This window comes from Bradyrhizobium sp., assembly GCF_030646015.1.
Taxonomy (GTDB): domain Bacteria; phylum Pseudomonadota; class Alphaproteobacteria; order Rhizobiales; family Xanthobacteraceae; genus Bradyrhizobium.
In genome coordinates this window covers 13,320-37,317 of the sequence record NZ_JAUSLT010000101.1, presented here as the reverse complement: position 1 = coordinate 37,317, position 23,998 = coordinate 13,320, and the positions used below count along the sequence as shown (strand labels likewise).

Annotated in this window: 15 protein-coding genes, 1 tRNA gene and 1 CRISPR repeat array; of the genes, 9 read left to right on the top strand and 7 right to left on the bottom strand. The window is 57.3% G+C overall.

All coding sequences use genetic code 11. From position 1 onward, the window contains the following. Positions 1 to 94 precede the first annotated feature (94 nt). Positions 95 to 2,179: an AAA family ATPase gene (locus tag Q7T45_RS16275; protein ID WP_304871966.1), complete on the bottom strand. Its 2,085-nt coding sequence runs from the start codon at positions 2,177 to 2,179 to the stop codon at positions 95 to 97. 265 nt (positions 2,180 to 2,444) lie between these two features. On the opposite strand from Q7T45_RS16275, the gene Q7T45_RS16270 reads away from it, so the two are divergent. After that, complete coding sequence (locus Q7T45_RS16270; protein ID WP_304871965.1) at positions 2,445 to 3,437, top strand: site-specific integrase; 993 nt, start codon at positions 2,445 to 2,447, stop codon at positions 3,435 to 3,437. A 405-nt stretch (positions 3,438 to 3,842) separates the two neighbouring features. Continuing rightward, entirely contained in the window at positions 3,843 to 5,165 is a 1,323-nt protein-coding gene (locus Q7T45_RS16265; RefSeq protein ID WP_304871964.1) for a hypothetical protein, read from the top strand. A 1,619-nt stretch (positions 5,166 to 6,784) separates the two neighbouring features. Here Q7T45_RS16265 and Q7T45_RS16260 read toward each other — a convergent pair. Beyond that, positions 6,785 to 7,702, bottom strand: coding sequence for a glutathione S-transferase family protein (locus Q7T45_RS16260; protein WP_304871963.1), 918 nt, complete (start codon positions 7,700 to 7,702; stop codon positions 6,785 to 6,787). Between the two features lie 276 nt (positions 7,703 to 7,978). On the opposite strand from Q7T45_RS16260, the gene Q7T45_RS16255 reads away from it, so the two are divergent. The 4 genes from Q7T45_RS16255 (at position 7,979) to Q7T45_RS16240 (ending at position 13,162) form a co-directional block, all read left to right on the top strand. After that, positions 7,979 to 8,941, top strand: coding sequence for an HNH endonuclease (locus Q7T45_RS16255; RefSeq protein WP_304871962.1), 963 nt, complete (start codon positions 7,979 to 7,981; stop codon positions 8,939 to 8,941). A gap of 69 nt (positions 8,942 to 9,010) precedes the next feature. Further along, positions 9,011 to 9,964: a DUF5655 domain-containing protein gene (locus tag Q7T45_RS16250; protein WP_304871961.1), complete on the top strand. Its 954-nt coding sequence runs from the start codon at positions 9,011 to 9,013 to the stop codon at positions 9,962 to 9,964. Between the two features lie 598 nt (positions 9,965 to 10,562). Further along, positions 10,563 to 11,549, top strand: a complete 987-nt coding sequence (locus Q7T45_RS16245; protein WP_304872051.1) for a GGDEF domain-containing protein — start codon at positions 10,563 to 10,565, stop codon at positions 11,547 to 11,549. 1,250 nt (positions 11,550 to 12,799) lie between these two features. Next, positions 12,800 to 13,162 (top strand): hypothetical protein, encoded by a 363-nt coding sequence (locus tag Q7T45_RS16240; protein ID WP_304871960.1) that lies wholly within the window; start codon positions 12,800 to 12,802, stop codon positions 13,160 to 13,162. A gap of 603 nt (positions 13,163 to 13,765) precedes the next feature. Here the strand turns inward: Q7T45_RS16240 and Q7T45_RS16235 are convergent. Both Q7T45_RS16235 and Q7T45_RS16230 read right to left on the bottom strand, forming a co-directional pair. After that, complete coding sequence (locus Q7T45_RS16235; protein WP_304871959.1) at positions 13,766 to 15,106, bottom strand: caspase family protein; 1,341 nt, start codon at positions 15,104 to 15,106, stop codon at positions 13,766 to 13,768. Positions 15,107 to 15,953: 847 nt separating this feature from the next. Next, positions 15,954 to 16,214, bottom strand: coding sequence for a hypothetical protein (locus tag Q7T45_RS16230; protein WP_304871958.1), 261 nt, complete (start codon positions 16,212 to 16,214; stop codon positions 15,954 to 15,956). Positions 16,215 to 17,233: 1,019 nt separating this feature from the next. On the opposite strand from Q7T45_RS16230, the gene Q7T45_RS16220 reads away from it, so the two are divergent. The 3 genes from Q7T45_RS16220 to Q7T45_RS16210 all read left to right on the top strand — a co-directional run bounded on the left by Q7T45_RS16220 (position 17,234) and on the right by Q7T45_RS16210 (position 21,016). Further along, complete coding sequence (locus tag Q7T45_RS16220) at positions 17,234 to 18,478, top strand: trans-acting enoyl reductase family protein (protein WP_304871956.1); 1,245 nt, start codon at positions 17,234 to 17,236, stop codon at positions 18,476 to 18,478. A gap of 744 nt (positions 18,479 to 19,222) precedes the next feature. Continuing rightward, on the top strand, positions 19,223 to 20,659 hold the full coding sequence (locus Q7T45_RS16215) for a caspase family protein (RefSeq protein WP_304871955.1): 1,437 nt from the start codon (positions 19,223 to 19,225) through the stop codon (positions 20,657 to 20,659). A 280-nt stretch (positions 20,660 to 20,939) separates the two neighbouring features. Further along, positions 20,940 to 21,016, top strand: a tRNA-Arg gene (locus tag Q7T45_RS16210). Between the two features lie 165 nt (positions 21,017 to 21,181). Next, positions 21,182 to 21,806: a CRISPR direct-repeat array (repeat unit 32 nt; unit sequence GTTTCGATCCACGCCCCCGTGAAGGAGGCGAC). Positions 21,807 to 21,990: 184 nt separating this feature from the next. Here Q7T45_RS16210 and cas2 read toward each other — a convergent pair. Genes cas2 through cas4 form a run of 3 tightly spaced genes read right to left on the bottom strand, consistent with a single transcriptional unit; the run spans position 21,991 to position 23,990 of the window. After that, positions 21,991 to 22,281 (bottom strand): CRISPR-associated endonuclease Cas2, encoded by a 291-nt coding sequence (gene cas2, locus Q7T45_RS16205; RefSeq protein ID WP_304872050.1) that lies wholly within the window; start codon positions 22,279 to 22,281, stop codon positions 21,991 to 21,993. A gap of 33 nt (positions 22,282 to 22,314) precedes the next feature. Next, entirely contained in the window at positions 22,315 to 23,349 is a 1,035-nt protein-coding gene (gene cas1c, locus Q7T45_RS16200) for a type I-C CRISPR-associated endonuclease Cas1c (RefSeq protein WP_304871954.1), read from the bottom strand. Then, a complete protein-coding gene (gene cas4, locus Q7T45_RS16195) occupies positions 23,346 to 23,990 on the bottom strand; it encodes a CRISPR-associated protein Cas4 (protein ID WP_304871953.1) in 645 nt (214 codons plus the stop codon). The genes cas1c and cas4 overlap by 4 nt, the downstream gene beginning before the upstream one ends. Positions 23,991 to 23,998: the final 8 nt, after the last annotated feature.

Here is a 23,998-nt window from a genome sequence, read left to right as displayed (position 1 = left end):
GAAAGGTTGAGGCACGCGAACCTCCACTGAGAAACCGATCTGCCACAGTTGGCACTCGCGCGCCGGAGCTCGTGTTGCGCCTTGCTTGAACGCGTTACGCTGGAGGCAAGAAGATATCCTCCAACAACTCGAAGGCCGCAACAAGCTTCTTATACTCGGGTTCGGAGATTTCCTTTGCATGGGCATCGGCGCGCTTCTTGTTGACTTCGTCCATAGCGCTCGCCACTTCGCTTTGAGACGCAGCTCCCGTTGAGAACTCGCCGCTTAGTTGAACCAGCTTAAGGATTTCCATGAAATAGAGCGGGCTGTTATTTCTGGAGAATGCCTCACGTCGACCAATCGAGCTAAGCTCAGTTCTGCGTTTGGCCGACAAGCTAGAGTCCAATGCAGCCGCCCATTCCTCTGAACTAAGCCTCGATGACCACCGGTATAAAGCCGTTCTAATCTCCTCTTCGAGGCGGTTCCGGCGACTACCAATTTGTCGCCAGCGTTCGTCGAGGTCAGATGCTGGGGGCTTGATGAAGTTCGCTTTTACAGACACAGCAATCGCGTCGAACCCAAATTCGTAGTCGTCCCCTCGCCTAACAACTAGCCCATAACCGATCAGATGCTCGACGTAAGCTGGGTTGTAACGATATAGATCGGTAAAGGTAGCAACATCGCTCTTTGCCAAATACTCCAACATCGAATGTTCATCGGGATAGAACTTTTTCAGTGTGCTGAGAATTTCGTTCAAATAACCATGAATATCGGCGCCCGCGTCGCGTTCCGCTTCCTTACACGCCGCCAAGGATACGCCTCGCGGTCTGTTTAGTGACGTCTTCTTGTGTATCTGGCTACACAACTGTCGTATGAAAAACGGGTGACCGCCGAATCTTTGATGGATGTATGACACCACACTCGCTTCGAAATCCAATCCCATAAAGTAACCGAGGCGAGTCACCAACTCACTCGTCTCCGCCGGAGACAACATCGGAATAAAAGTCTTCGGAGCAAAAAGATAAACCGGGTTATCGATTTCGTGCAGCTTCGTCATCTCAATTAAGTGAGGATTCGTTCCAACGAAACAGAACGAGAGCTTGTGTTTGCGTGGGCTCTGAAAGAAAGATCTAACAGTCTGCCAGAACAACAATGCGTCATCGCTTTCGCGCCAATGAGCGGACGCGGCAGTTTTGGGCGAGATATTCTCGATTTCATCGAAGATTATTAGGACATCCGTATCGGCGGTAGCCAACGCATCATTCATAAGCCTTCGGAAATTCTCAGAGATCTTGTCGGGGCTGCTGCCCAAATCAATATCCAATTTTCGAAGATTCAATTCTCGACGAACCTCGGTCACCAGATATTGAAGTAGAGGGCCGAAGCGTTTGGCGTGAATTGCGGGGTCCTGGCAATCAACTAATATAGTCCTGCAGCCGGTTGCCTTTGCCCGCCGCTGTATCGCATAAATTGTTGAGGTCTTTCCGCTCTTCCTCAAACCGAAAAGCCCGCTGTTCTGTCCGGACTTATGAAGGTCGATAACGTGCTCGACTAGTTTTTGGCGTCCGAAGAAAAAGTATTCATGCTTGAGGGGGGATTGATAACCGAATAGGTCTCGGATTAGGTAATTTCTTCGGACTGCATTGAAGATGAAATCTTCGTTCGAGGCATGAAAATCATCATAGTTGAACGGAATTACGATCGGATATTCGGGATCCTGTGAAAGGTAATGACGAATGCTAGATTCGATCTGTTTGTCTCGACTGATCAAGAACCGAAGAGATCGATCGACGCGAACATCATCAAATTGGTCACAGACCATATCTATCGCCCGAAGGGTGCGGGACTCAAAGGTTTCATAGTCGGAGAACAGAACAACAATCTCGCGCTCGACGTTAAGGACAGTTGAGACCGCCTCAGTCGGGCGCATAAGGAAGGCGCGGTAAGTGCTGTTTCCGATCGTAATGGTGTCTGCGGCACGCGTGATATAGAAATGTCGAGACAGCCTCATGATGGCTTGTCGTTCGGCAGGCGTAAAAGTGATCATTTGGAAATTTGAATTTACACCTGGGTTAGTCGCCATTGAAAATTTCTCGCGCAGTTGAAAAGCTGACGTGGCGTGAATAGTGGCGGCTAATCCACCATACCTTAACAGTTGCCGCAACTCTTGATTGCGGCTCAGGAGATTTCTCGGGCGCAAGGGAGAGGAAGTCTCATAATTGCTGGCCGCTAACTGAGGATAGAGCGTTGCCTGTTCATGGCAACGCGTTCCGGGTGCTCGCCAAGACGATGACCATCGGACCTCCCTGATCCCATAGGTCTTTCCGACTCCTCGCTCGGCCTGTGGCCCGAACGCGGCACATCAGCGGCACAATGGTTTAGTTGCGGGCCAACAGGGATAGTCCTTGGCACCGTCTGGCTGGCGTCCTTCACTCAGTAAGCAAGAGTGATTTGAGCAGCAGGCAATGGCGACCATCAGAAAACTTCGAGGTCGCTGGCAGGCACAGGTCCGTCGTCGGGGCGTCGCCCCGCGAGCCAAGTCATTCAACTCGAAAGCTGAGGCTCAACGCTGGGCGCAGGACCTCGAAGCAGAAGCTAACCGGTCTGGCTGGGTCGCTGACACACGACTTGCTGAGAAAACGACGCTCCGAGAGCTCCTGACGCGCTACTGTGCTGAGGTGACACCTGGCAAGCGTGGGGCAGTGTCCGAGGCGTCGCGGATCAACTCTATATTGCGCTGCCCCATCAGCCACCGGACGCTTGCCAAGCTGACCAGCGCTGATGTCGCGACTTATCGTGACGAACGATTGAAGAGTGTCGCCCCAGCCACAGTTGTCCGTGAGCTCAACACCGTGTCCCACTGCATTGAAATTGCGACCCGCGAGTGGGGGCTCTGGTTGCCCCGCAACCCAGTCAAGCTGGTTCGACGCCCCCAAGTCCCCCGAGGTCGCACCCGGCGCCTAAAGGCTGGCGAGGAAGCCCGACTGCTCGCGGCATGTGACAGTGGACGCACCCCCCTGATGAAGCCCCTGATCATCCTCGCCATCGAGACCGCCATGCGCCGAGGCGAGATGCTCGACTTGCAGTGGCAGCACGTCGACTTGGTTCGGTGCGTTGCACACTTACCCCTGACTAAAAACGGCGACTCCCGTGACATTCCACTGTCACGTCGGGCCGTGGCAATCCTCAAGGGCTTGATGGCTGAGAAGGATCGAGACGCCGATCGTGTTTTCCCGGTTTCGGGCAACTCGATTCGCCTCGCCTTCGAGCATCTTCGCGTCCGTGCTCAGATGGAAGATTTCCGTTTCCACGATCTCAGACACGAGGGCGTCAGCCGCCTGTTCGAAAAGGGTCTCAACATCGCAGAGGTTTCCGCGATCTCGGGACATAAAGAGCTACGTATGCTGATGCGATACACGCATCTGAAGGCGGTCGATCTTGTTGCTCGACTGGGGTAGCCGCTCGTCGTCTAAGCGTTGCTTAAAGCCGAGATGCCAAGTAGTGGAAGTCCTAGGAATTCTCGGGGTGCACCAATCCCTTGCCTTTTGGGGCCGCAGCAAAAGATTTCACTAGCCTTGGCCAATAGCCAAGCTGACCAGCTGTCTTCTGCTTCTGCTCCAGGCGCGAAACCTCAAAAGCAGTGGCTTGCTTCCGGCAACCTTTCTCGTTGATGGCAAAATAATGGCAGCAGCGAACACACTCGCGGCCGAATTACGACTTTTGTAAGTAACTGCGTCAAAAACGAGGCGGTGCCCGCCAACACTACAGATTCTACGGCATGTCCTACAGGCTGATCGCTATATTCATGCCGCGGTCTCAAGCCCGCGCTGAGACCGGTCCAGTAGAACCCTTTGGAAAAGTCAATGTCCGAACAGCCCGACCATGATGGCAACCCGAGCTGTGTTCCCAAGAGAATCGATGACGACGACGATTTTTCTTTTCTAAACAATCGGGTTCTCGACGCCCCTGGCGAAGCGACCAATGAGGAGATCATCGAAGCCCTCGGTGAGGACGATACGGCCGCAATGGTGGGATCCCATGGCGCAACGGCAGCCCCGGAGCCGACGCCCCGCTCAAAGAAACACGAAGGGCTACTGAATTTGCCCCCGACTGACCCACACCAAGCGCCGGCCGATGACGACCTTGACGATCTCTCCTTCATCATCGGCGAAGTGCCTGAATGCGAACTCAGCCAGGCGGACCGCGCTCTGTTGGCCTCGCTGGATGACGGTTCGGCTGAGGCGGCGGAACCGCAGCCCGCACCAGGTTTGCCTTACCGTCAAAATCCAGAACTTCCGGGACCAGAACCAAAGGACCTAGCCGCGTCCATAGTTGAGGACGCCGACCGGCGCCTGACCTCGGACGATCTCGACAACATTGCTAGCGAGCGAGACGACAATTCGCGTGATCAACGATCGGCGCTGCCTGCCGGCACCGACGAAACACCCGCAACGGCGCAAGCATCCAAAGCGCAGGCCGAACCACAGCCGGAACCAGATCTTAAAGCACTCCAGCAAGCGGACCTAGCCGCGTTCGTGCCGGATCATCCGACCGGGATCGACATACTGACGGATGACGATGTGAATGCTATTCTCGCGCTGGATGATCGGTATCGAAAGTCGGCAGTGGTCTACGTAGAGCCCACAACGACGTCAAAGTTTGATGGCTGCCCGACCGTCACCGACCCGGACAAATTGGCCTCCCTACACAAGCAGGCCGAAATGCTTCGCGACTACGCGGCCAAGCGCGAACTCCGCCGCAAGGAGCAACTTGCCAAGTGGTGCAATCTCCTCGACCAAGCTAGAGCGCGTTTTGATGCGCGCAAACGGGAAGCAAAGGAGTTGGCGCGGCGTGAACGGGACGTGGTCCGCAAGCGCAAGGAGCGCGCCAGCCAGGCAACAGACCGGCTGACCACGGCGCTGGAACGGGCGACCGCAAACCATGGCGGAGACCGCTTCCTGCTCAAGCTGGTTAATCGAGAGCGCGAGTTGGCGAAGTTCCGGGAAGAAGTCCTTTCCGTCGCTCTGGACCAGCATGGTCCCAAGGCTTCACTAACCGAGATTGCCACAATCTGGTCAGTCGTGGCGGGGACCACGAAGTCAAAACAGCAAGCAGGTCGTCTGCGCGACATCGTCAGAAAGCTAGAAGCTAAGGGCGCCCCCTGGTATCGCTGGCGCACGTCATGATCGCTGTCTTGTCCCGGACGATTCGACCGGGTTTGTCCCGGACGAAAGTTGCACGTCCCGGACGGTCGTGACCGGCAAATCTGTGGAATTTCGTCCGGGACGGCAAACTGCATAAGCCCTTGTTATTGAAGCAAGACAGTCAAAAACCCACCGATCCAACCTGACCGTGTTTTTCGCCAATGTATAATACTACTTAGACTCTTGGAGGTTACTTTAAGTGCGAGAAGGACTCGGACACGTTTGACGCCCAAACTCGCGGTCTCCCTCGCTACGCTCGGTCGCTTCGCTCCAAGCAAGAGCCTCGCGCAAGAGCGCTCGGCCGGTCGCTGCGCTCCCGGCTTCGAAGATTTCTTCCCGGAGATAGGAATCCAATCGATTGAAGGATTGATGCCCTCCAGTCGATCGCCGGCTCCGCCGGCTCACGCCCCGGTGACGAGTAGGAAGGATGCCTGCGGGATGCTCGCGCCTGCGGCGCTCGATCCCGAGAAGGTAACCCTTTCGGCCATGCGCGCCGCCGGCGCAGAGGCCGCTGCCACCCGCTCCGATTTTTCGCGCCGCGCGCCGCGCCTGTGCGCCACTCTACTTTACCGCTTCAAGCACTGCACGGATCCACAGCGCGAGTCACCTGTGCGCGATTCAAACCCGTCCGCTACCATAGAGCAGGCGGCCCGTCCGAGGCACCAGCGGCCTTCTGGTGGCTTCACTGTTCATGAACGTTACAAATTTGAAAATTCGTCCGCCGGAGTTCGGCAAACGCTATAGTTACCCCATGCGGCGAGCCGATTTCGGCCATTAGCATGTGCGAGGTTGGCCGCACCTGGACCCGCGGTGCTCTCCTGCACCCCACACAATCTTAAGATGAGTCACTCGATTTCACACACGCACCTTCCGATTTCATTTTTGACAAGTTCCGCAGCCAAAACAGAAACAACGGAACGGGATTCGATTGAGGTTATGAAATCGAAATCTCTGTTTAAAATCTATTGCAATAGGAATTAAGTTTCATGTTTGTTTCATAATAGCGCCCCGGAAAAATTTTCGGATAGAAACTAAAGCAGCTGGGGCCCGAGCAGAAGACCTGAGAAAGCAGCCCGAAAACGCACAACCTCCGGACGATAACTCCCAAACCAGGGTGACCGTTAAGGGCACCACGACGACTATTCCGAAGAGAGACCGGCCGAGAGAGCCAGAATTCCAAAAACTCAACAGCGGCTGCATCCGATATGTATCCGCACGGCTCGCTGAGACGCCCAAAACGACAAAACCGAGACTCCTACCGCTGACCGAAAAGAGCCAAATAGCTACCGATTTGTCGAGACGCCCGGCGCAGAGCGGGCGAGAACACGTTTAGTGGGAAATCGTTTGGTCCCTGTCTGGACGATCGTTTGCGACGTTCGTCTTCGCAGTGGGCGTCCAGATCGGTCTTCCGATCCTTGGCGCAGCGCAATCCGTCTCCGGACGGGGCGCATTCTTTCAGTGACGCCGAACTCGATCCGAGCAACAATCGCATCAGTCGCGGTTGATTCTTGAATCAATTGTGCGTCTCGGATGTCCTTCTTGAATCAAAGTTGCTTGCTGCCCTCGATCGTTCAGGCGGCAATGTCGCGCTCGGGCCGCCGTCACATCTGCCGCAAATCGTAACCGAGGCGCGGAAAGTGCACGACGATGTCGCCGAGCCTCGGATCGCTCCGGCGCAAGGCGATTTCGTCGGCGTCGACCAGGACCAGCTCACCCTCGACAGGGTCTCGGCCATAGTCATCGGCCCGGATGCGCACGTGGCGACTAAGCGGCGGATCCTCGTCGAACGGGTTTGATGCCCGTGGTGTTTGCGGTTGCGCTGAGGCGGCGACGTCCAAGGCTTCCTCGGCGCTCATCGGAGACGAGGTCCCATGACCAAAGGCGCGCATGCGCTCCATCCAGTCGGCAATGCGCGGGTAAGGGGCAAGCTCGTGGGCCAGGCGTTGGCTGCGCGCCGTCATAAACCAGAGCGGGTGGTATACGGCGAAATCGGCCACAGTGACTTGCGGCCCGGCGATCCAGGCATGGCCTCCGGAGAGAAGCGCCTCGATAAATGGAAGCTGCGCCCGGACAAACGGCGCATTTCGCGTGGCCGCGCGCTGCACGGTCTTAGCACTCGGAAGCGGCAGGTCGCGCATGCGAGAGCGATCGGCCTGGAGGTCCGGAGGGAGCAGGTCCAAGTTGACGCCAGAGACGTAAAGCGACATTGGACGGAAGAACTGATGCTCGGCCCAATAGGCGATCATGTCGGCGAGTGCGGTCGAGCCGGCCGGGTAAAGCGAGGGCTGAGGCTTTCGCCGCTCAAGTTCGCGCAAAATCAGCCGCGTGTCGCAGAAAATGTCGGCGCCAATCTGTAGGACCGGTGTCCGGCGATAGCCGCCGGTCAAAGGCGTCAGGTCGGGCTTCGGAGCGACCGGCGGGATGATGACGCCGCGCCAGGCAAGACCCTTGTATCCCAAAGCGAGCCGCGCCTTCTCGGCATAGTTCGAGAAATCGTAGTGGTGCAGGATCAGTTCCATCGGTGACGATGCGCCTTACTGAGACAGGGGATGACCGCTTGTTGCTATGCTCTTCCGACTCTTCGCGAATAACAGGTAGAATGCGACAGTCAACTCGAACCGCTCGAATTCCATTGCTTGCGACGGCCTGACGACCATAGAGTGAGCCTCGATCGTGTCGACCACACGAAGCACTTTGAACGGCCTGGGCAGCGGGATGGCACGCCGGCGCGCAAAAACAGCAAATAGCCTCATTAAGGCACGTGACTACGTCCCTTGTTGCTCGAAGGGCGCTCGTTGCCTATCACCGCTGTTCATCCGCAAGAAGGCGGTGGGTTGACTATGGGTGTCAATCTCGTGGTCGCCGTCACCGATGGAGACTGGTTCGAGAGACTGCGCACCCAGCCTAACCTGAGCGAAGTCAATTTCTGGGCACCGTCGGCGGCGAATTTCCGCGCACTCCGGCCCGGCGAGATGTTCCTGTTCAAGCTGCACGCACCACGCAATGTGATCGTGGGAGGGGGAATTTTCGCCTATGCCAACTCTTTGCCGTGCTCTCTTGCATGGGAGGCATTCAGAGATGCAAACGGGGCGGGTTCATCGAAGGAAATGCGAGCTCGGATTGCCCGCTATCGCAGAGCCGATCCGAACGATCGGAGCGACTTCGAGATTGGTTGCCGCATTCTTACACAGCCATTCTTTCTTCAGGAGCGCGATTGGATATCCGTTCCGTCGAGTTGGTCTCCTAACATCGTATCATTCAAAACATACAATACCAGTGATGCTGACGGTCTGGCCCTGTGGGATGCAGTCAATAGCCGCCTAGAGCGGTTGCGGCTCTTTGGTATGAGTGAAGGCGAAGCCCGATTTGGAGAGCCCCACCTGATCATGCCACGTTTAGGACAGGGTGCGTTTCGAGTCTTGGTCACGGACGTATATCAGCGCCGCTGCGTCATAACGCACGAACGAACGCTTCCGGCGCTCGAGGCAGCCCACATTCGCCCTTATGGCGATGGCGGCGGTCACGAAGCGAGCAATGGCCTTCTGTTAAGGCGTGACATTCACAGCCTGTTTGATGCCGGCTACGTCACGGTAACACCCGACCTGCGCTTTGAGGTCAGCAATCGTATACGCGAGGAATTCGAAAACGGCCGCCATTACTACGAGCTTCATGGTAGCAAGATCGTGCCTCCAACTCACGCCGTCCATCATCCCGATCCCGACGCCCTTGCCTGGCACAACGAACACTGTTTCAGATAAGCTGAGCACAAGAAGTTGCGCACGCTCGACGGGATCAATCGAGTGACGTAGACAAGTGAGAGTGCCTCCATGAGTGACGTCAAGCTCTTCAAAATCGATAGCAATCAGGTTCGCGAGCTTCCCGGTGATGCGTTGCAGGTCGAGAGGTCTCTGCAGCTCCTGTTTGAGGCTAATCTTGAACCCTTGCTCGGAATACGTTTCTTGGCGAGCGAGCATTCAACTGGGCCGGTGCACGGTGGCCGAATCGATACGCTCGGGCTCGACGAAGACGACTGCCCGGTTATTCTCGAATTCAAGCGAGCCGTGAATGAGAACGTGATCAATCAAGGCCTGTTCTATCTCGACTGGCTGCTGGATCATCGCAAGGAATTTCAGTGGCTAGTCATGGAGAAGTTGGGAGCTGAGATAGCAGGTAACGTCGACTGGAGCGCACCACGATTGATTTGCATCGCCGGTGATTTCACACGGTATGACCAACATGCTGTAAAGCAGATCGCCCGCAACATCGAATTGATACGGTATCGGCGCTTTGACAGCGAACTTTTGATGCTCGAACTTGTCCATGCGCCGAAGCAATCTTCCCGTCCCACGACCACCACTTCATCACCATCGGAACCTGCGCCAAGATCACCGCCGGCCGAAGAAGGGCATGACGATCCCTATCTAAGTTCTCGAATTGACTATAAATTGGCGCGTGCTGATGCCGAACTCCGCGACCTATTTGAGGCTGTCAGGCAATACTTGATCGGATTGGGAGATGACGTTCAGGTCAAGCAGCTCAAGAATTACATCGCATTTAAGCGGCTGAAGAATTTCACCTGCGCGGAAATCTATCCCCAAGTGAGGGTCGTCACACTCTATTTGCGCCTTGATCCGACCTCCATCGAGCTTGAAGAGGGCTTCTCCCGCGATGTCACCCGAATAGGGCATTTCGGCACTGGTAATCTTGAACTTTCGCTCAAAAACATGGACGACTTTGCTAGGGCCCAACCCCTGTTACGAAGGGCTTATGAAGGCTCGTAAGTTCGCCCCAAATGCCCCCGGCGGAAGAACTGACCCGCCACAGCCCTGGCACTCCCGGCGCACGTCTTTCCGGCGCACCCGACACGATACGAACGTGTGACCTTCGTCTGAGAGAGAGGTCACCAACTTAGGCGGATTACACAACCTCGATTTGATCATCTTCACCCGAAGACTGAGAGACCGCGTTGGCGAGAGCGTGCCATTCAATCGCTAGCGCCTCCCATTCCGCTTTGATGATCGGACCGGACGCGAAAGAGGCTCGCTGCTCGTTCTCGATAGCTCGTAATCGGAATGTATGGCTCAGAGTGTTCATGTGCCCATTATACACACGAACAGATTGTGAGATAGATATAAATCAATCTGTGGGAAATGTTATCCATAGCACTGCCAAGGACTCCCAAAGTTCCCCCGACGCCGGGGGCTTAGGTCGTGACCCAGACGTTAATGAAAGATCAATTCTGGCATGTCAAAATATAGCTATCAGAGTTGAATATTCCTCAGCTTACAAAATCGCTGGATCGAGATCATGGCTGACTTCGTCATCGGCGACATGGACATGGAATATGCAACGACAGTCGCCGACCGCGCCATCCGATTGATGTCACAACAGTCGGTCCCGGCTACTCCGAGTAATTTCTCGGTGTGGTTCGAATATGCCATGGGCACCTCACCGGCGCTTAGAAAAACCATCGACATTTTAATCGGTAACAAACGGAAATTTGACGCAGCGATCAATTACGAACTCTATGTGACCTACGTCAATCCGCAATACGGTCTTGCTGTTAAAGGCGACTTCCCCGAACGACTGCGCGGCGTGATAACCAACGCCACGCAATTCCTTACGACAGCAATTGCCGACAATCGCACGCAGATCGAGGCGCTCGGCGAAGTCTCGTCAGAGGCTCAGGCGAGCGGCGATCCACAGGCTATTATTGAAAGGCTGGTGACCGAACTGTCCAACGCGACGGCACGGGCAACCGCCTTGGAATTAAACTTTGAAGCATCGACGCAGGAACTCGACAGGATCCGCAACTCGCTCAAAGAGGCCGAACAGCGGTCCAACACCGATGCGCTTACGGGACTAGCCAACCGCCGCTCGTTGGATGAGTTTCTTCGTTCAGCGCAAATCGTTGCGATGGAGAAGGGAGAGCCGCTCAGCGTTCTGTTGATCGACATCGATCATTTCAAGGACTTTAACGACACCTTCGGGCATCAGGTGGGAGATCAGGTGCTTCGGTTGGTGGCCAAGGTTCTGCAAGAGAATGTTCGCGATCAGGATCTTGCGGCTCGCTATGGCGGCGAAGAATTGTTTGCTGTGCTCCCTGGTGCCGATTTGGACGTTTGCGCAGGAGTTGCCGAGCGCATTCGCGGGCGCATCTCTGACGCACGACTGACCCGACGCACGACTGGCCTGGAGATATCAAGCGTCACCGTCTCAATCGGAGTCGCGCAATTCAAGCTGGCCGAGTCCGCGGAGGCCATGATTGAGCGTTGCGATCGCGCGCTGTATCGAGCTAAACGATCCGGCCGCAATAAAACGGTCACAGAAAACGACATTGAAGGCGAAGTGGTCGCGGCGGCCTAGTCTTGACGCAGCGGCTTTCCAGCAACAAGCAGAGGCCGATCGCACTTTTCACTAGCGGCTCCCCCGTGGGGGACTTTCATGTCCCATTTTGCCAGCTTCCTGGCCTACTCCGACGGGCCGTTTACGGCCGAATGCGGTGTCGCGCGCGACGTCCGGTGACCGTCCGCAACCGAAACGCTTCCGTAACCCACTCCTGTTAACATTCGACCATGGATCCCCAGGAAGCCGCGAGAGTTTTTAGACAGAGAGCGGACGTTTATCTGAGAATGACTGCTTACGCTCGCGACGAGCGGGAACGCCGAACTTTGCATGAGCTTTTCGAGAAGACCGAAGCTCAAGCCGAGCTTCTTGAAGGAGATCTCTTCGATTTACGAGGGCTTCAGAATATTTCTTGCATTCGGCCCAGATTGAGCTGAAGCGCAAATCCCTTTCGGTTTTATTCACCCGCCGGTTAGCCCTGGACTCCACATCCTCTCACGAGAGAGTGGCTGGAACAGATGATTGAGGAGCTGGAGTTTCAACTCCAGGACCAGCGTAAGTCCTGCGCGCAACAAACCGTGGTTTTGCGCAGTCCGGGCCTGCGCCACAGTCCCGGCACCCTCGGCACATGCTTTTCTGGCGCACCCGACTGATCCGAACGTTTGACCTTTGCCTGAGGGCCCTCCCCCGCCCCCAAAAGCTCCTTGCTGGGCCGTTGCCCCTGCCCGGCCAATTCATCAATGCTTCTCTTGATGTCCTAGACAATAGGACCCCGGACCTGTCCCTTGCCGCCTGTGTCGCCGAAGGAATTCCGGTCTAGCCTTGGAACTAATCATCGTGCTGTAATCGATGCGGCGGACAACGGATTTTGAGGGCTTCTTGACCGGTGAACGCGGGCAGCGGCGTCTTGCGGCTATCCTTGCGGCAGACGTCGCCTGGTATACGGGAAGCGTCCGACGACATCCTATTTGCGTATCTGGTTGAGCTGGAAGGAATTGGGACTAACAAATGACGAGGCGAAGGCGGCGTTATTACCTAAATCCCGGCTTCCAAATTGACGGTTCTTCGATCGAGTCCGCGATGCCTGCGGACACTTCGAAAACAGCGGCGGAACTGCTGCCACCACCGGCTGCGGACGTGCCCCTCCTTTTTACCACCAGCGAACTGAGGGACCGAAAAACTAAAAGGCGACTGCCGCAGCAACTCGATCTGCCCCGCCCCTTGGAGCCGACTCGCCGCCTTGTTGAATTAGGGCTGAAGGCGAAGACTAAATGAGCCCGTCCGTTCAGATCTGGTTGAAATTTGCTGCTTGGCTCGCGATCACAGCAATTGCAATTGTTACGGTCCTCCCGATAGGACTTCGGCCGACGACTCCTTATTCGCCAAACACCGAACGATTTTTCGTCATGGCAATTGTGGGCGGCTTGTTTGTTTTGGCCTACCCTGCACGGCTTTGGGCCGTCATATTTGCCCTTGCTTGCGGCGCGGCCGTGTTTGAACCGTTGCAGTTTTTTGCACTGGGGCGGCATCCGAGCCTTCGAGATGTGGTGGTCAAATCGGCCGGCGCTGCCGCCGGAGCAATCACCGGCTATCTGCTGAGCCGGGTGGGCGGGCTGAAGGCGAAGAGCAAATAATGCCCGGGCGTCCAAGTCATATTCCTGTTTACCGCGAGCGTAGTGCCCTCCAATCTTTGGTCGAGCAAGGCTGGCTGCCAGCCGCGAAACTTTATCCAGCTGGGCCATCGACGATTTCCGGAATGCTCTCGAAAGGCTGGCTGCAACGAAAACGGGACACTACATTTGGCTGGACGTATCGCATCACCACAACTGGCGAGGCTGCGTTAAAAGCGTTGATTCCGTCTAAGCCACGCAGATCAGCCCGGGGGCTGCATGGGTTGAGCGTGAAGGGAAAATGAGCGTATCGCCCAAAAAGTCCTCATTCATGGGAAGTTGCAGCAGCGGGAAGCCCAGACCATCGCGCTACGGCTTACTCTCCGGCACGCCCCCCGCTTCCGATGCTCGTTTGGGTCTAGCCTTCGCAATAAGGGCTGGGCCCGCCACAGTCCCGGCATCCCCGGCAGGTGCTTTTTTGGCGCACCCGACACGATTCGAACGTGTGACCTTTGCCTTCGGGACGCAAGTCAGGCCTCGTTGCTGCCACTAGCTGATCGCACATTTTCGGCGCACGGCGCATCCGCGTGTTTCAGAACGAGCGATCCGTGGTCTGCGTCACTCGTCCTATCGCTTGGCGAAGCTCACATTGCACGGCCGTTTTTCATTCCGCTTTCCGGTGCCCGACGATTCATCAAACAGCGCAGTGACCGTATAACCGTAGGGTGAACCAGCCTTGGCGTTACCAAGAGTAGCCGCAGGGTTTCCCGTAAGACCCTTCGCAACCAAGGTGGCCTTACCATCCGCTCCGATCTTTCCGTCAATAGCGAGCCAGCCGGGTGTTCCGCGTGTTGAGTCCTCAGCGTGAAACATGCTGCCCTTGACGGCAGCCGTCATGTATTTTGAGTAGGGGCCGACATTCCCCGTCTCTGGGCAGAGGATTCTCACATCCCACTCTCCATCAAATTTGCCTGTTGCGGTCTTTGAGCCGGATGGCACGGGGGTTGCGAGTGCTGCTTTCTGCTTCAAGCCGTCGATCCGCGCCCTGGCGAGGTTACCGAACGCGCATGTGGGGAATCTTGCGACGTGGTCTTCATAGGCCATGGCCGTGCCGATGACGTCGGCGGCTTTCCAATGCGTCTCAGCCGCCGAGCAGAGGTCCGTTGGTGCGGATTGGGCCGGAGGCGTCACGGTGATTGAAACCGGTCCGTTCAGGTAAAACTTTCCAATGATCGATAGCGACAGTTCGGGAAGCTGCGATCTGCCGCTGGTTTGATAAACGTCGGCGCTGATGTCGCGAAACACTTCGCCAATTTCCTTCGGTTCCTCGATGCGCCTGACGAAGGCCGCAGTGTATGGGCTGTTGCGGCCGGTTCCATCGTCAGCTGTTTGTCCTGCTTGGGTCGAAAATGACACGATCGTGCCAAGAGGAGCGTCAATCTTTGACAGCCCATGCCGAACTGAGGCGCCTCTGGTAGACCCAAGCGACCGCTTCAAGGCTTCCGGGAATGGATTGTCGCGACAAGAATCCAAGACCAATATCCGCAGGTTTTTGGCCTGCTGCAAATCATTCATAATATCGTCTACTCGGATAAAACGCTTTAAGTCCGCCTCATCATCCAGCTTGGCGTTGATTGGCATCAAGTAGTTGACGCCGCCAAATTGCATCGCATGGCCGCTGTAATAAAAGAGAGCCACGTCAGCATTTTTTGCCGCGCGCGAGAAACGGATCGCCGCGTCTTGCATTTCCAATTGGCCAAGATTAGTCGCTAAGATAACTTCGAAATCGGTTCGTTTGAGCGCCGCCGCTACATCCGCGGCGTCGTTCTCTGGATTGGTCAATCGCGCCTTGTGGGCGTAAGCGCCGTTGCCGATGACCAGGGCCACCCGCCTTTCGGCTGATGCCGGGCCGCAGCCAAGCGAGTAGGCGACGAGCAACAGCAAGCAACCCTTCCAAAATGTCTCCATTTCGACCCCCTCATCGCAATCCGAGCAGAGTATTTAAGAATGCTAGAATCGCAAGATTTCTCAGTGAGGGTGGTCACAATGAGTGCCGCATTTTGGCACTTTTCCGGTCGACTTGAGTCGGTAATGCCCACCAAGGCCAGACCTCGGCTAAACGATTTATGGATCGCAACCTAGAATTGGGTTCATTTGCGCGCCGGAGCCACCCGGCGAGCGAATTGAACCATCCGCCGCACCGGCCCATTCGAGTAAATCGACCCGCCACAGTCCCGGCACCTCCCGCACGTGCTTTTCTGGCGCACCCGACACGATTCGAACGTGTGACCTTGGCCCTTCGGGCCTTGCTCCACCCAAAACAGCCCCCAAAAGCTCCTTGCTGGGCCGTTGCCCCTGCCCCTTGGTCCGGGCTTCAAAGGAGGCCCGAAGCGATCTCGTGGACCCAGGCCCTTGGAAAGCCCTCGACTCTCCTAGTGGCAGGAATAGATTAAAGACATTGCGAATAATTATTCTGGGAGGTGGCCATGCAATCCCGGCGGTTCTTTAATTGGTGGTTCAGAATATTGACCTCGGGTCGGTTCTACGGGAATTTTCTTGATTGGCGACAGTCGCGAAAAATGTCGAAATTGCCATGAGCGACTGCTGGGTCTGGTGACGTGCAGCCAGATCGGTGATTCCGATTGTCTGACAGAATCTTGGCGTTGATAAGTGAGGTGGCTGCCGGGTTTCGACCGCCTAGCTCACTTCCCCTTTGCGATCTGAAAGAAGCAATAGCCGTGGATACCAATGTCCCTCGGCGCATCAGAATGAAGCGGGGAGCCTGCCAAGCGAAGCGTTACGACCTCTGCTCAGTTCATTCGTTAGATTTTGTTGCCGAACGGTAGCGCTTCCAATTGGCAATTATCGCTTCGTATCTGACAGACTTCTTGGTCGCATGGCGCGCGCTTTCAGGTCCCTGAGTTTGGAGCCCGTTTTCATCAGCCGTGAGAACCTTCAATGACGCAACCCCAGGGATAGCGCGGTCGGTCGAGGGCGACCTCATCGTGGCAACGCTGGCGGCGGCAGCCAGCAGAGCGACAGCCACGAACCCGGTGATCGTTCGATGCTTCGTCATGGGAACCTCCGGTCCCCCAAGCCCATTGGTATGGGTCACGGGGATTTCGCGAAAGTTCAACAGGGGCCGGGGTAAATGTGGGCAGCACTCGGATTGCGAAGAAAAGCTGCTTCTTACAACCTGCTGTGGCTGTAGTGGTGATCCGAGCGCGGCCAATCGGTAAGAAGGAGTCCGCCACAGTCCCGGCACTGGCTTACCTGGCGCACCCGACACGATCCGAATGGGTGACTTTTGCCTTCGGATCCCTGCCACCAACAGCCCCCCCAAAAAAGCCCTTTGGCTCCGCAGCGCAAAGCCGGGGTCCGGGGCTTCAAAGCAGAACCTTCGTTCAATTAGCGAAGTTCAACTTTTCCAGTAGCGCCGGGAAATTCATTCTGTAAGTTACCCTTTTCGAGTTCTGTTTCGAGTGGTGCATTATGAATGACAATTATTTTAAGGAGTAAGCAGCCCGTGTCGGACAGATCGCCAACTTCGCCGATCCCTTCACCAAGAAGCGATTACTGGATCTAGCGGAGAGGTATGACGGCAAAACGCCGGTTCTGCGGAAAACGCCTCTACCCGCGGCGGCGGCTGAGCAGCCTTAAGGAAAAGAGCGCGGGCACGTAGACCGCTGAGCGCCAATGGTCAATTCCAATGAGAGTATTTTCAATCATGATATTTCGTGCCGTATTGATTTCCCTTTTCCTCGCTACAACTGTGCACGCACAGAGGTTAGTCGACCCGAGCAAAGTCGCTCCAGAGTTTCGAGAAGCAGCCGAAAAGCGCAGAGCTGAACAACTCAAGCAACAAGCCTGCGCGAAGAAGGCTGACGCTGAAAAAATCCTCCCGAGAGATCGCCTAACTTTTCTGAATAGCTGCTTGGAAATTAGCGCTGACAAGTAGTTAGAGATTTGGTGCGCGAGCACCGGCAGGCTGATTCGTTTGCTCAAATGTAGGGCGACCCGACGCCGAAATCGGACCGGACGTTTAAGCGAAGTCCATTTCTGCACTAAAGCGGATCGTCGATTAAGGACACCATCTTGGCCAATACCAAACAAACGCTCCCGCGCGCCTACGACATCATCGTCTATGGCGCGACCGGCTTTACCGGCCGACTGGTGGCCGAACATCTGCTCGGGACGTATGGCGCGACGGGCGAAATCAGGTGGGCGATGGCCGGGCGTAGCCTTGGGAAACTCGCTGAGGTCCGCGAACTTATCGGGGGACCGTCGAATTTCCCGCTGATCGCGGCCGACGCGTCCGATCCAGCTTCGCTGAAAACCATGGCGGAAAGCGTCAAGGTGATCATTTCGACGGTCGGGCCCTATCAGCTTTACGGCGAGGGCCTCGTTGCTGCCTGTGTCGCGGCCGGGACCGACTATGTGGACCTGTGCGGGGAACCCGCCTGGATGGCGGCGATGATCCGTAAATACGGTGACGCTGCGCAAGCATCCGGCGCGCGCATCGTGTTTTCGTGTGGCTTCGACTCCATTCCTTTCGATCTGGGAGTCTTCTTTCTCGAGCAGGAAGCGCGGGCAAGGTTCGGGGAGCCCGCGACGCGGGTGCGTGGGCGGGTGCGGAAAATGAAAGGCACATTTTCCGGCGGCACTGCGGCAAGCCTGCTCGCGACCGTCGAAGCCGCCGCACGTGACCCTGCGATGCGCAAGACCCTGTCCGATCCCTTCGCATTAACACCGGGATTTGTCGGAGCGACCCAGCCGAGCGGAAACGAGGTCGTCGAGGACATCACCGCGGGCTCGTGGGTTGCACCCTTCATGATGGCGATGATCAACACCAAGGCGGTGCATCGTTCGAACCAGTTGCTGAACTATGCCTATGGCCCGGATTTTGTGTATGACGAGATGATGATGACGGGCTCCGGCCCGGCTGGCGAGAAGCGCGCCAAAGCGCTGGCGCGCCGCGAGTCGGTCCAGAACGCGTTGATCGGCTTTGCGCCGACCCGCGCCTTGATCCGTCGTTTTGTCCTGCCGAAGCCCGGGCAGGGTCCGTCTAAGGCGGCCCGCGACGGCGGATTCTACGACATCCTGCTTATCGGCCAGACCAGCGATGGCCGCAGCCTGAGGGTCTCGGTCAAGGGTGACAAGGACCCCGGCTACGGCTCGACGTCCAAGATGATCGCAGAGAGCGGCATCTGTCTGGCCCGCGAGGTGTCGCATGAGGCGGTTGGCGGAGGATTCTGGACCACGGCCTCGGCGATGGGAGAGACGCTCATCAGCCGGCTGCAAGCCAAGGCCGGTCTCACCTTCGCGCTGGAGAATGGTTAGTTCCGGTTGGAAGCTGTCGCGCCGAATGTCGCTACCGGGTCAATTTCGCAAGTTGCCCCTCCCAGTCGCAAGGTCCGCCTTGCCCCGATGAACCGACATCGCCTGCCCGGCCTGTCAGGTCTGAAGGGTGTCATCATAGACACGCCGATGCATCTGCGCAGTGGGTCGAAGTCCTAGGGAAACGCCATCCAATCCATCCCTTTGCCTGCATTTGCCAGAAGCAATTTGAATTTCCTCCTTGGAACGACGGTTTGCCCGGCACGTCGCTGCGCTCCTGGAGCTTTCGATGAACACCCGCCCACGGTAATCGGACAGATGGCCCCGGGCTTCGCTGGCTCTGAAAGGCCGCACCTAACCAACCTCCCGGCCCTACATTTGGTGGGTCGCCGACGGGGTGGCTATGGGTAAAAGGAAGCCGAAGGCCGGTTGTCGTTTGGTTGACTCTGGTTGAAAAATTCAACCAAGATTCAACCAACGGCTGGGCGTTGAAAATCCAAGCCCAACACAGTTGTCGGTCCAAAGCAGACTCCCTGCACCGGTAGAGCGCTGCTATTCTCAACGGTCAGTAAATCCCTTCGACGCTATTCCGTCGGGCGACCAATGAGACATTACGATTTGGCGCTGTGCGATCGTGCAAATCGTGCTGTTTGGGCGCCCTGATGTCCGAGTCGGATCATTTTAATCTGGATCAAGGCGTCAAGGCAGAAAGCGGGCTTGTCTTTTGACGATAGGGGTCACAGGACCATGCATTTCAACTCGAAATTTTGCTCCGCCGTCGCTTTCTGGATCACGTTGACGGTCGCGCAACCCGCTGTCGCCGAGCGCAGAGTTGCGCTCGTTGTCGGCAATTCGAACTACACGAACGTGTCGCGCCTCCTCAATCCGCGCAATGACGCCGGCGATATGATCTCACGCCTCAAGGCCATGGAATTCGACGTCATTCCAGGGCTCGATCTCGATCGCAACGAATTCCTGAACACGCTTGCCGCCTTCGGTCGCGCCGCGGAAGGCGCGGACGTCGCCCTGTTCTTTTACGCCGGGCACGGCCTGCAGGTGAACGGTCAGAACTATCTGGTGCCGACCGACGCCAAGGTGGAATACGAAGCAGAGCTCGATATCGCGCTGATCCCGGTTCCGCTGGTCATGCAGCAGCTTGCCCGCGGCAGCCGCGTCAACATCGTTCTGCTTGACGCCTGCCGCGACAATCCGTTTGCCAAGGATCTGTCGCGAACGCTCGGCACGCGATCGTCTTCGGCGCTGGGGCGGGGCTTGGGCCGCATTCAAACTGCGTCCGGCACGTTCATCGCCTTCGCAACACAGCCCGATAACGTGGCGCTGGACGGCGTCGGCCGGAACAGCCCGTTCACGCAGGCATTTCTGGCCAACATGGAAAAACCCGGCTTGTCGCTCTCGGATCTGATGATCGAGGTTCGCAATGACGTCATGCGACAGACGAACGGCAAGCAGGTGCCTTGGGACTCTTCATCGCTGACGGGTCGATTCTCGTTTAAGATCGAAGGCACAGTGACAATTGTCCCGGTGACAAGCCCATCCCAGCAATCTGCTCCGGCATCTGACACACGCACGGTCGAACTCGGCGTCTGGAATGCAATTCGCGAATCTAACGGCGCGGCGGTGTTCCATCGTTTTCTGAGAGATTATCCGGAAAGCGTGTTCGCGCCGTTGGCACGCGACCGTATCGCGACACTAACGGGAGAAAAAAAGCCGGCACCGGCAATATCTGAATCTCCTGTGGAGCGCACCACAGACATCCAGCCGATCCTGTTGCCGGCGAGTTCGGTTAATCTGAAACGAAGCCGCGACATTGAGGTCGGCGGCGGTCTTGCCAGCCAGTATGGTGAGAACGTTTTACACAACGCGTCACCATACGGCATAAGACCAAACGCAGCCGAATGGGTTTTTTCGGCGCCAACCGCCGGGCGCTATCGACTCGACATCGAATTTGCGGCGCTGGAAGCGCGCCCTGTCAAGATCGTCATCAACGGCAAAGTCGTCCGCGCCGACGCACTCAACGAGTCGACGGGCGGCTGGTCGGAAACGAATCAGAGCTTTCGCACGCAAGGGTTCTACGATCTCAGGGCTGGCGAGAACCGCATTCGGTTGGAGCGTTCAAATGTTTTTCCGCATATCCGAGCCCTGCGTTTCGTGCCCTCGACATGATCAAGAAGGCGCGAGGCTGGCGTCGAGCCTGGGTGCCCTGGGTCGATGTGAGGCAAGCGGCCAAGCAATTAGTCCTTCTCAACCCCAGCGAGCTACCCGACCCCCCTGCCGGCAAGGAAATCGACCCGCCACAGTCCCGGCACGCCCGGCACATGCTAAATCTGGCGCACCCGACACGATTCGAACCTGTGAACTGTGCCCTTCGAGCCTTGCTCCTCCCCAAAAGCCCCCGCCAGGGCCGGTTGCCCCTGCCCCGCCAATCGGCTAAATGAGCTCTCACGCACCCGTAGCTCAGCTGGATAGAGCGTTGCCCTCCGAAGGCAAAGGTCACACGTTCGAATCGTGTCGGGTGCGCCAATAAAATCAGACCCATCCGGGATTCTGGGAAAAGCCAGTTTTGTCTGGGTAAGCACCGGGTAAGCAGCCGCGGCGGTTTCGGCGCCCGTGGTGGGCAAGACAGTCGCTCGCACGGAAGAATTACTCAATGACTGTTCAGGGAACATTGCATCGGCAGTGACCGATGTTTTGATCCACACTCCCGTGAAGGAGGCGACCGGCGGTCCAAGTGACGGACGGCAGTGGTTCATTGTTTCGATCCACGCTCCCGTGAAGGAGGCGACGGGGCACGAGTTCACGCCGGAAAACACGTTCATGTTTCGATCCACGCCCCCGTGAAGGAGGCGACGCGACACCGGTGCCACCCGCAACAGATCCACCACGTTTCGATCCACGCCCCCGTGAAGGAGGCGACGTTACACCGAGTTTGACATCAACCGTCCCTGGGTGTTTCGATCCACGCCCCCGTGAAGGAGGCGACCGTCGAGCAAAAGCTGCTCGGCCAGCGCGAGACGGTTTCGATCCACGCCCCCGTGAAGGAGGCGACACGTCATGCGATTCGTATATTGGGCTTGGCAGATGTTTCGATCCACGCCCCCGTGAAGGAGGCGACGTCGCCACAACCGGACTTGCGTCAGGTGACGATGGTTTCGATCCACGCCCCCGTGAAGGAGGCGACTTGTTGTTGCTGGCGCCTGGGGCTTGCTTCCGATGTTTCGATCCACGCCCCCGTGAAGGAGGCGACGCCCGCGCTGACGTTGTGGCGGCCGGGATTTGCTGTTTCGATCCACGCCCCCGTGAAGGAGGCGACCCCTTACCAATAACGCATTCTGTTTCGAAAGAAATCTAGTCTGTCCGCGCGGCATCATTGGTCCGTTCGATTATCAAAGTCATGCATTGCGAACGATTTTCGGATATCGAATGATTTTAATCACTTAGACGGAGCGCGAACGTGCCAGGAAAAATGGGCAGGCTTTAGGTTAGCGCTCCTTATGTCAAACGATCAGAGTCCCCCCAAGATCAACCGCCGGCTTAGCTCCGACATGCTCAACGCGCCGCTGCCAATTGGCACCGAGAAAGTAGTAGCGAAGGCTGTCGTGCTCGGATTCGATCAGATTTTCGAGCCTGGCTCTCAGCCTGGTCCATTGTGCCGGGTCAACCTCGATCTCGAATACGGAGTATTGCACACGCTGGCCATGATCGCGGCAGGCCTTGGCCACCCGTCGGAGGCGAGCGGCTCCTCCGAGTTCGCTGGTTCGGACATCGTAGGTCACAAGAACCATCATGGCGATCCCTCCTTCGATGGCTTCCACCGCGGCTCACTTCCAAATCCAGGGCGGATAGGCGTCAAGGTCACCTCGCAAGTGTCGCGCGAGAAGCTGTGCCTGCAAATGAGGGATGAGACCGAACGGCGCAGTTTCATCTAGAAAGGGATGGCGTCGCTCTTCCTTTTTGCGCTCCTGCCACGCCGTCAGGACCGTGCGGCGGCCATCGTCGGAGAGCAGCACCGCGCCGCCGTCGCGGGTATCGAAGTCGCGCGCCCTCAATTGGCGGCGGTTGAGCATCGAAAGCGCCAGCCTGTCCGCAAGGACGGGACGCAATTCCTCCATCAAGTCGAGCGCCAGGCTTGGCCGTCCCGGCCGGTCCCGATGCAGGAAGCCGACAGCGGGATCCAGGCCCACCCCCTCAGCGGCGCTTCGGCAATCATGTGTCAGCAGCGTGTAGAGAAACGAGAGGAGCGCATTTACCGGATCGAGCGGCGGCCGCCGGCTGCGGCCTGAAAACCGAATCTCGGGGTCGGGCGACCGGATCAGCTCACCAAAAATGGAGAAATATTTCTGCGCGGCCTCACCCTCGGCGCCGCGCAGTACGTCCACGCCCTCGCTTGTAAAGGCGACACGGCGCAGGATCTGCGCGAGTCGGTTCACCACAGCGTCGATTTTACCGCGCTGGTTCGCTGCCATTTCCTCCCCATAGTCGCGCAGCGCCCGTTGCAGCACCGCGCGCTGGTTGGCGATCTTGGCCGATACGATGCTGCGGACGATCTCGTCCGGTTTCTCGGAGACACGATACTGCGCTCGACGCAGCAGCACGTTGCCGCTGACTGGGCCTTCAATCCGGGCCTGAAACCTGCCTGCGCGATCGAGCAGCACGATGGTGATACCAAGTGATGCGAGCGCCTGCATCAGCGGCGGCGAGACGAAAATCGCGCCGAAGACAACTAGGGAACTCATCATATGAAATGGCACGCGGGCGCGTTCGGCGCCGTTAACTTCCGCCACGAAATTCTCGCCGTCCTTGCGCAGCGACGCGCCCTCGGTCGTGACGTACACGGTGTTGAGCAGCTTTTTCACGAAGTCTTGTCGCCGAGCGCGGCATCGATTTCGCGTGCGCGAAAGGCCAGCGCCGACTTTGATCCGGCCTTGGGCCTGCACACCTCGATCAGCGAACAGGCCCGGCAGCGATCCGCGCGGTAAACAGCAGGCGGAGTGTGGCGAGCCGCGATTAACGCGCCAAACTCCCACGCTGTCTCTTCCGTGACCCGCCGCAATTCAGCATCGAAGGGCACAGCGAGACGGCGCCTCGTCTCGGCATAGAACAGCGCGCCCTCCGGTACCGCCCTGCCGGTCATTTCTTCCAGGCAAAGCCCCTGGGCACAGAGCTGTACTTCATCGGCGCGATGCAGCTTGGCCTTGCCGCGCTTGTACTCGACAGGATAAGCGGTCTCGCCATCCGCGCCCGCGCGGAACTCGACGAGATCGGCTACGCCCGCGAGATTGAGCCGCCGGCAAGCCAGCGGTAGAGCCATCACCCGGCGGGTGCTGCCACGTTTGCGGTCGGCAGGGTCATGGGCGACATCGTGCAGTACCTTGCCCTCGGCCGTAAAGCGGTTCTCTTCCCACTGCCGCTCGATATGGATCAGCGCAGCCTGACGCATACAGAAGACCGCATGTTGCAACGCCGAGAGCGGGATCGGATCGTCGAGTTCCTGCATCCCGACTT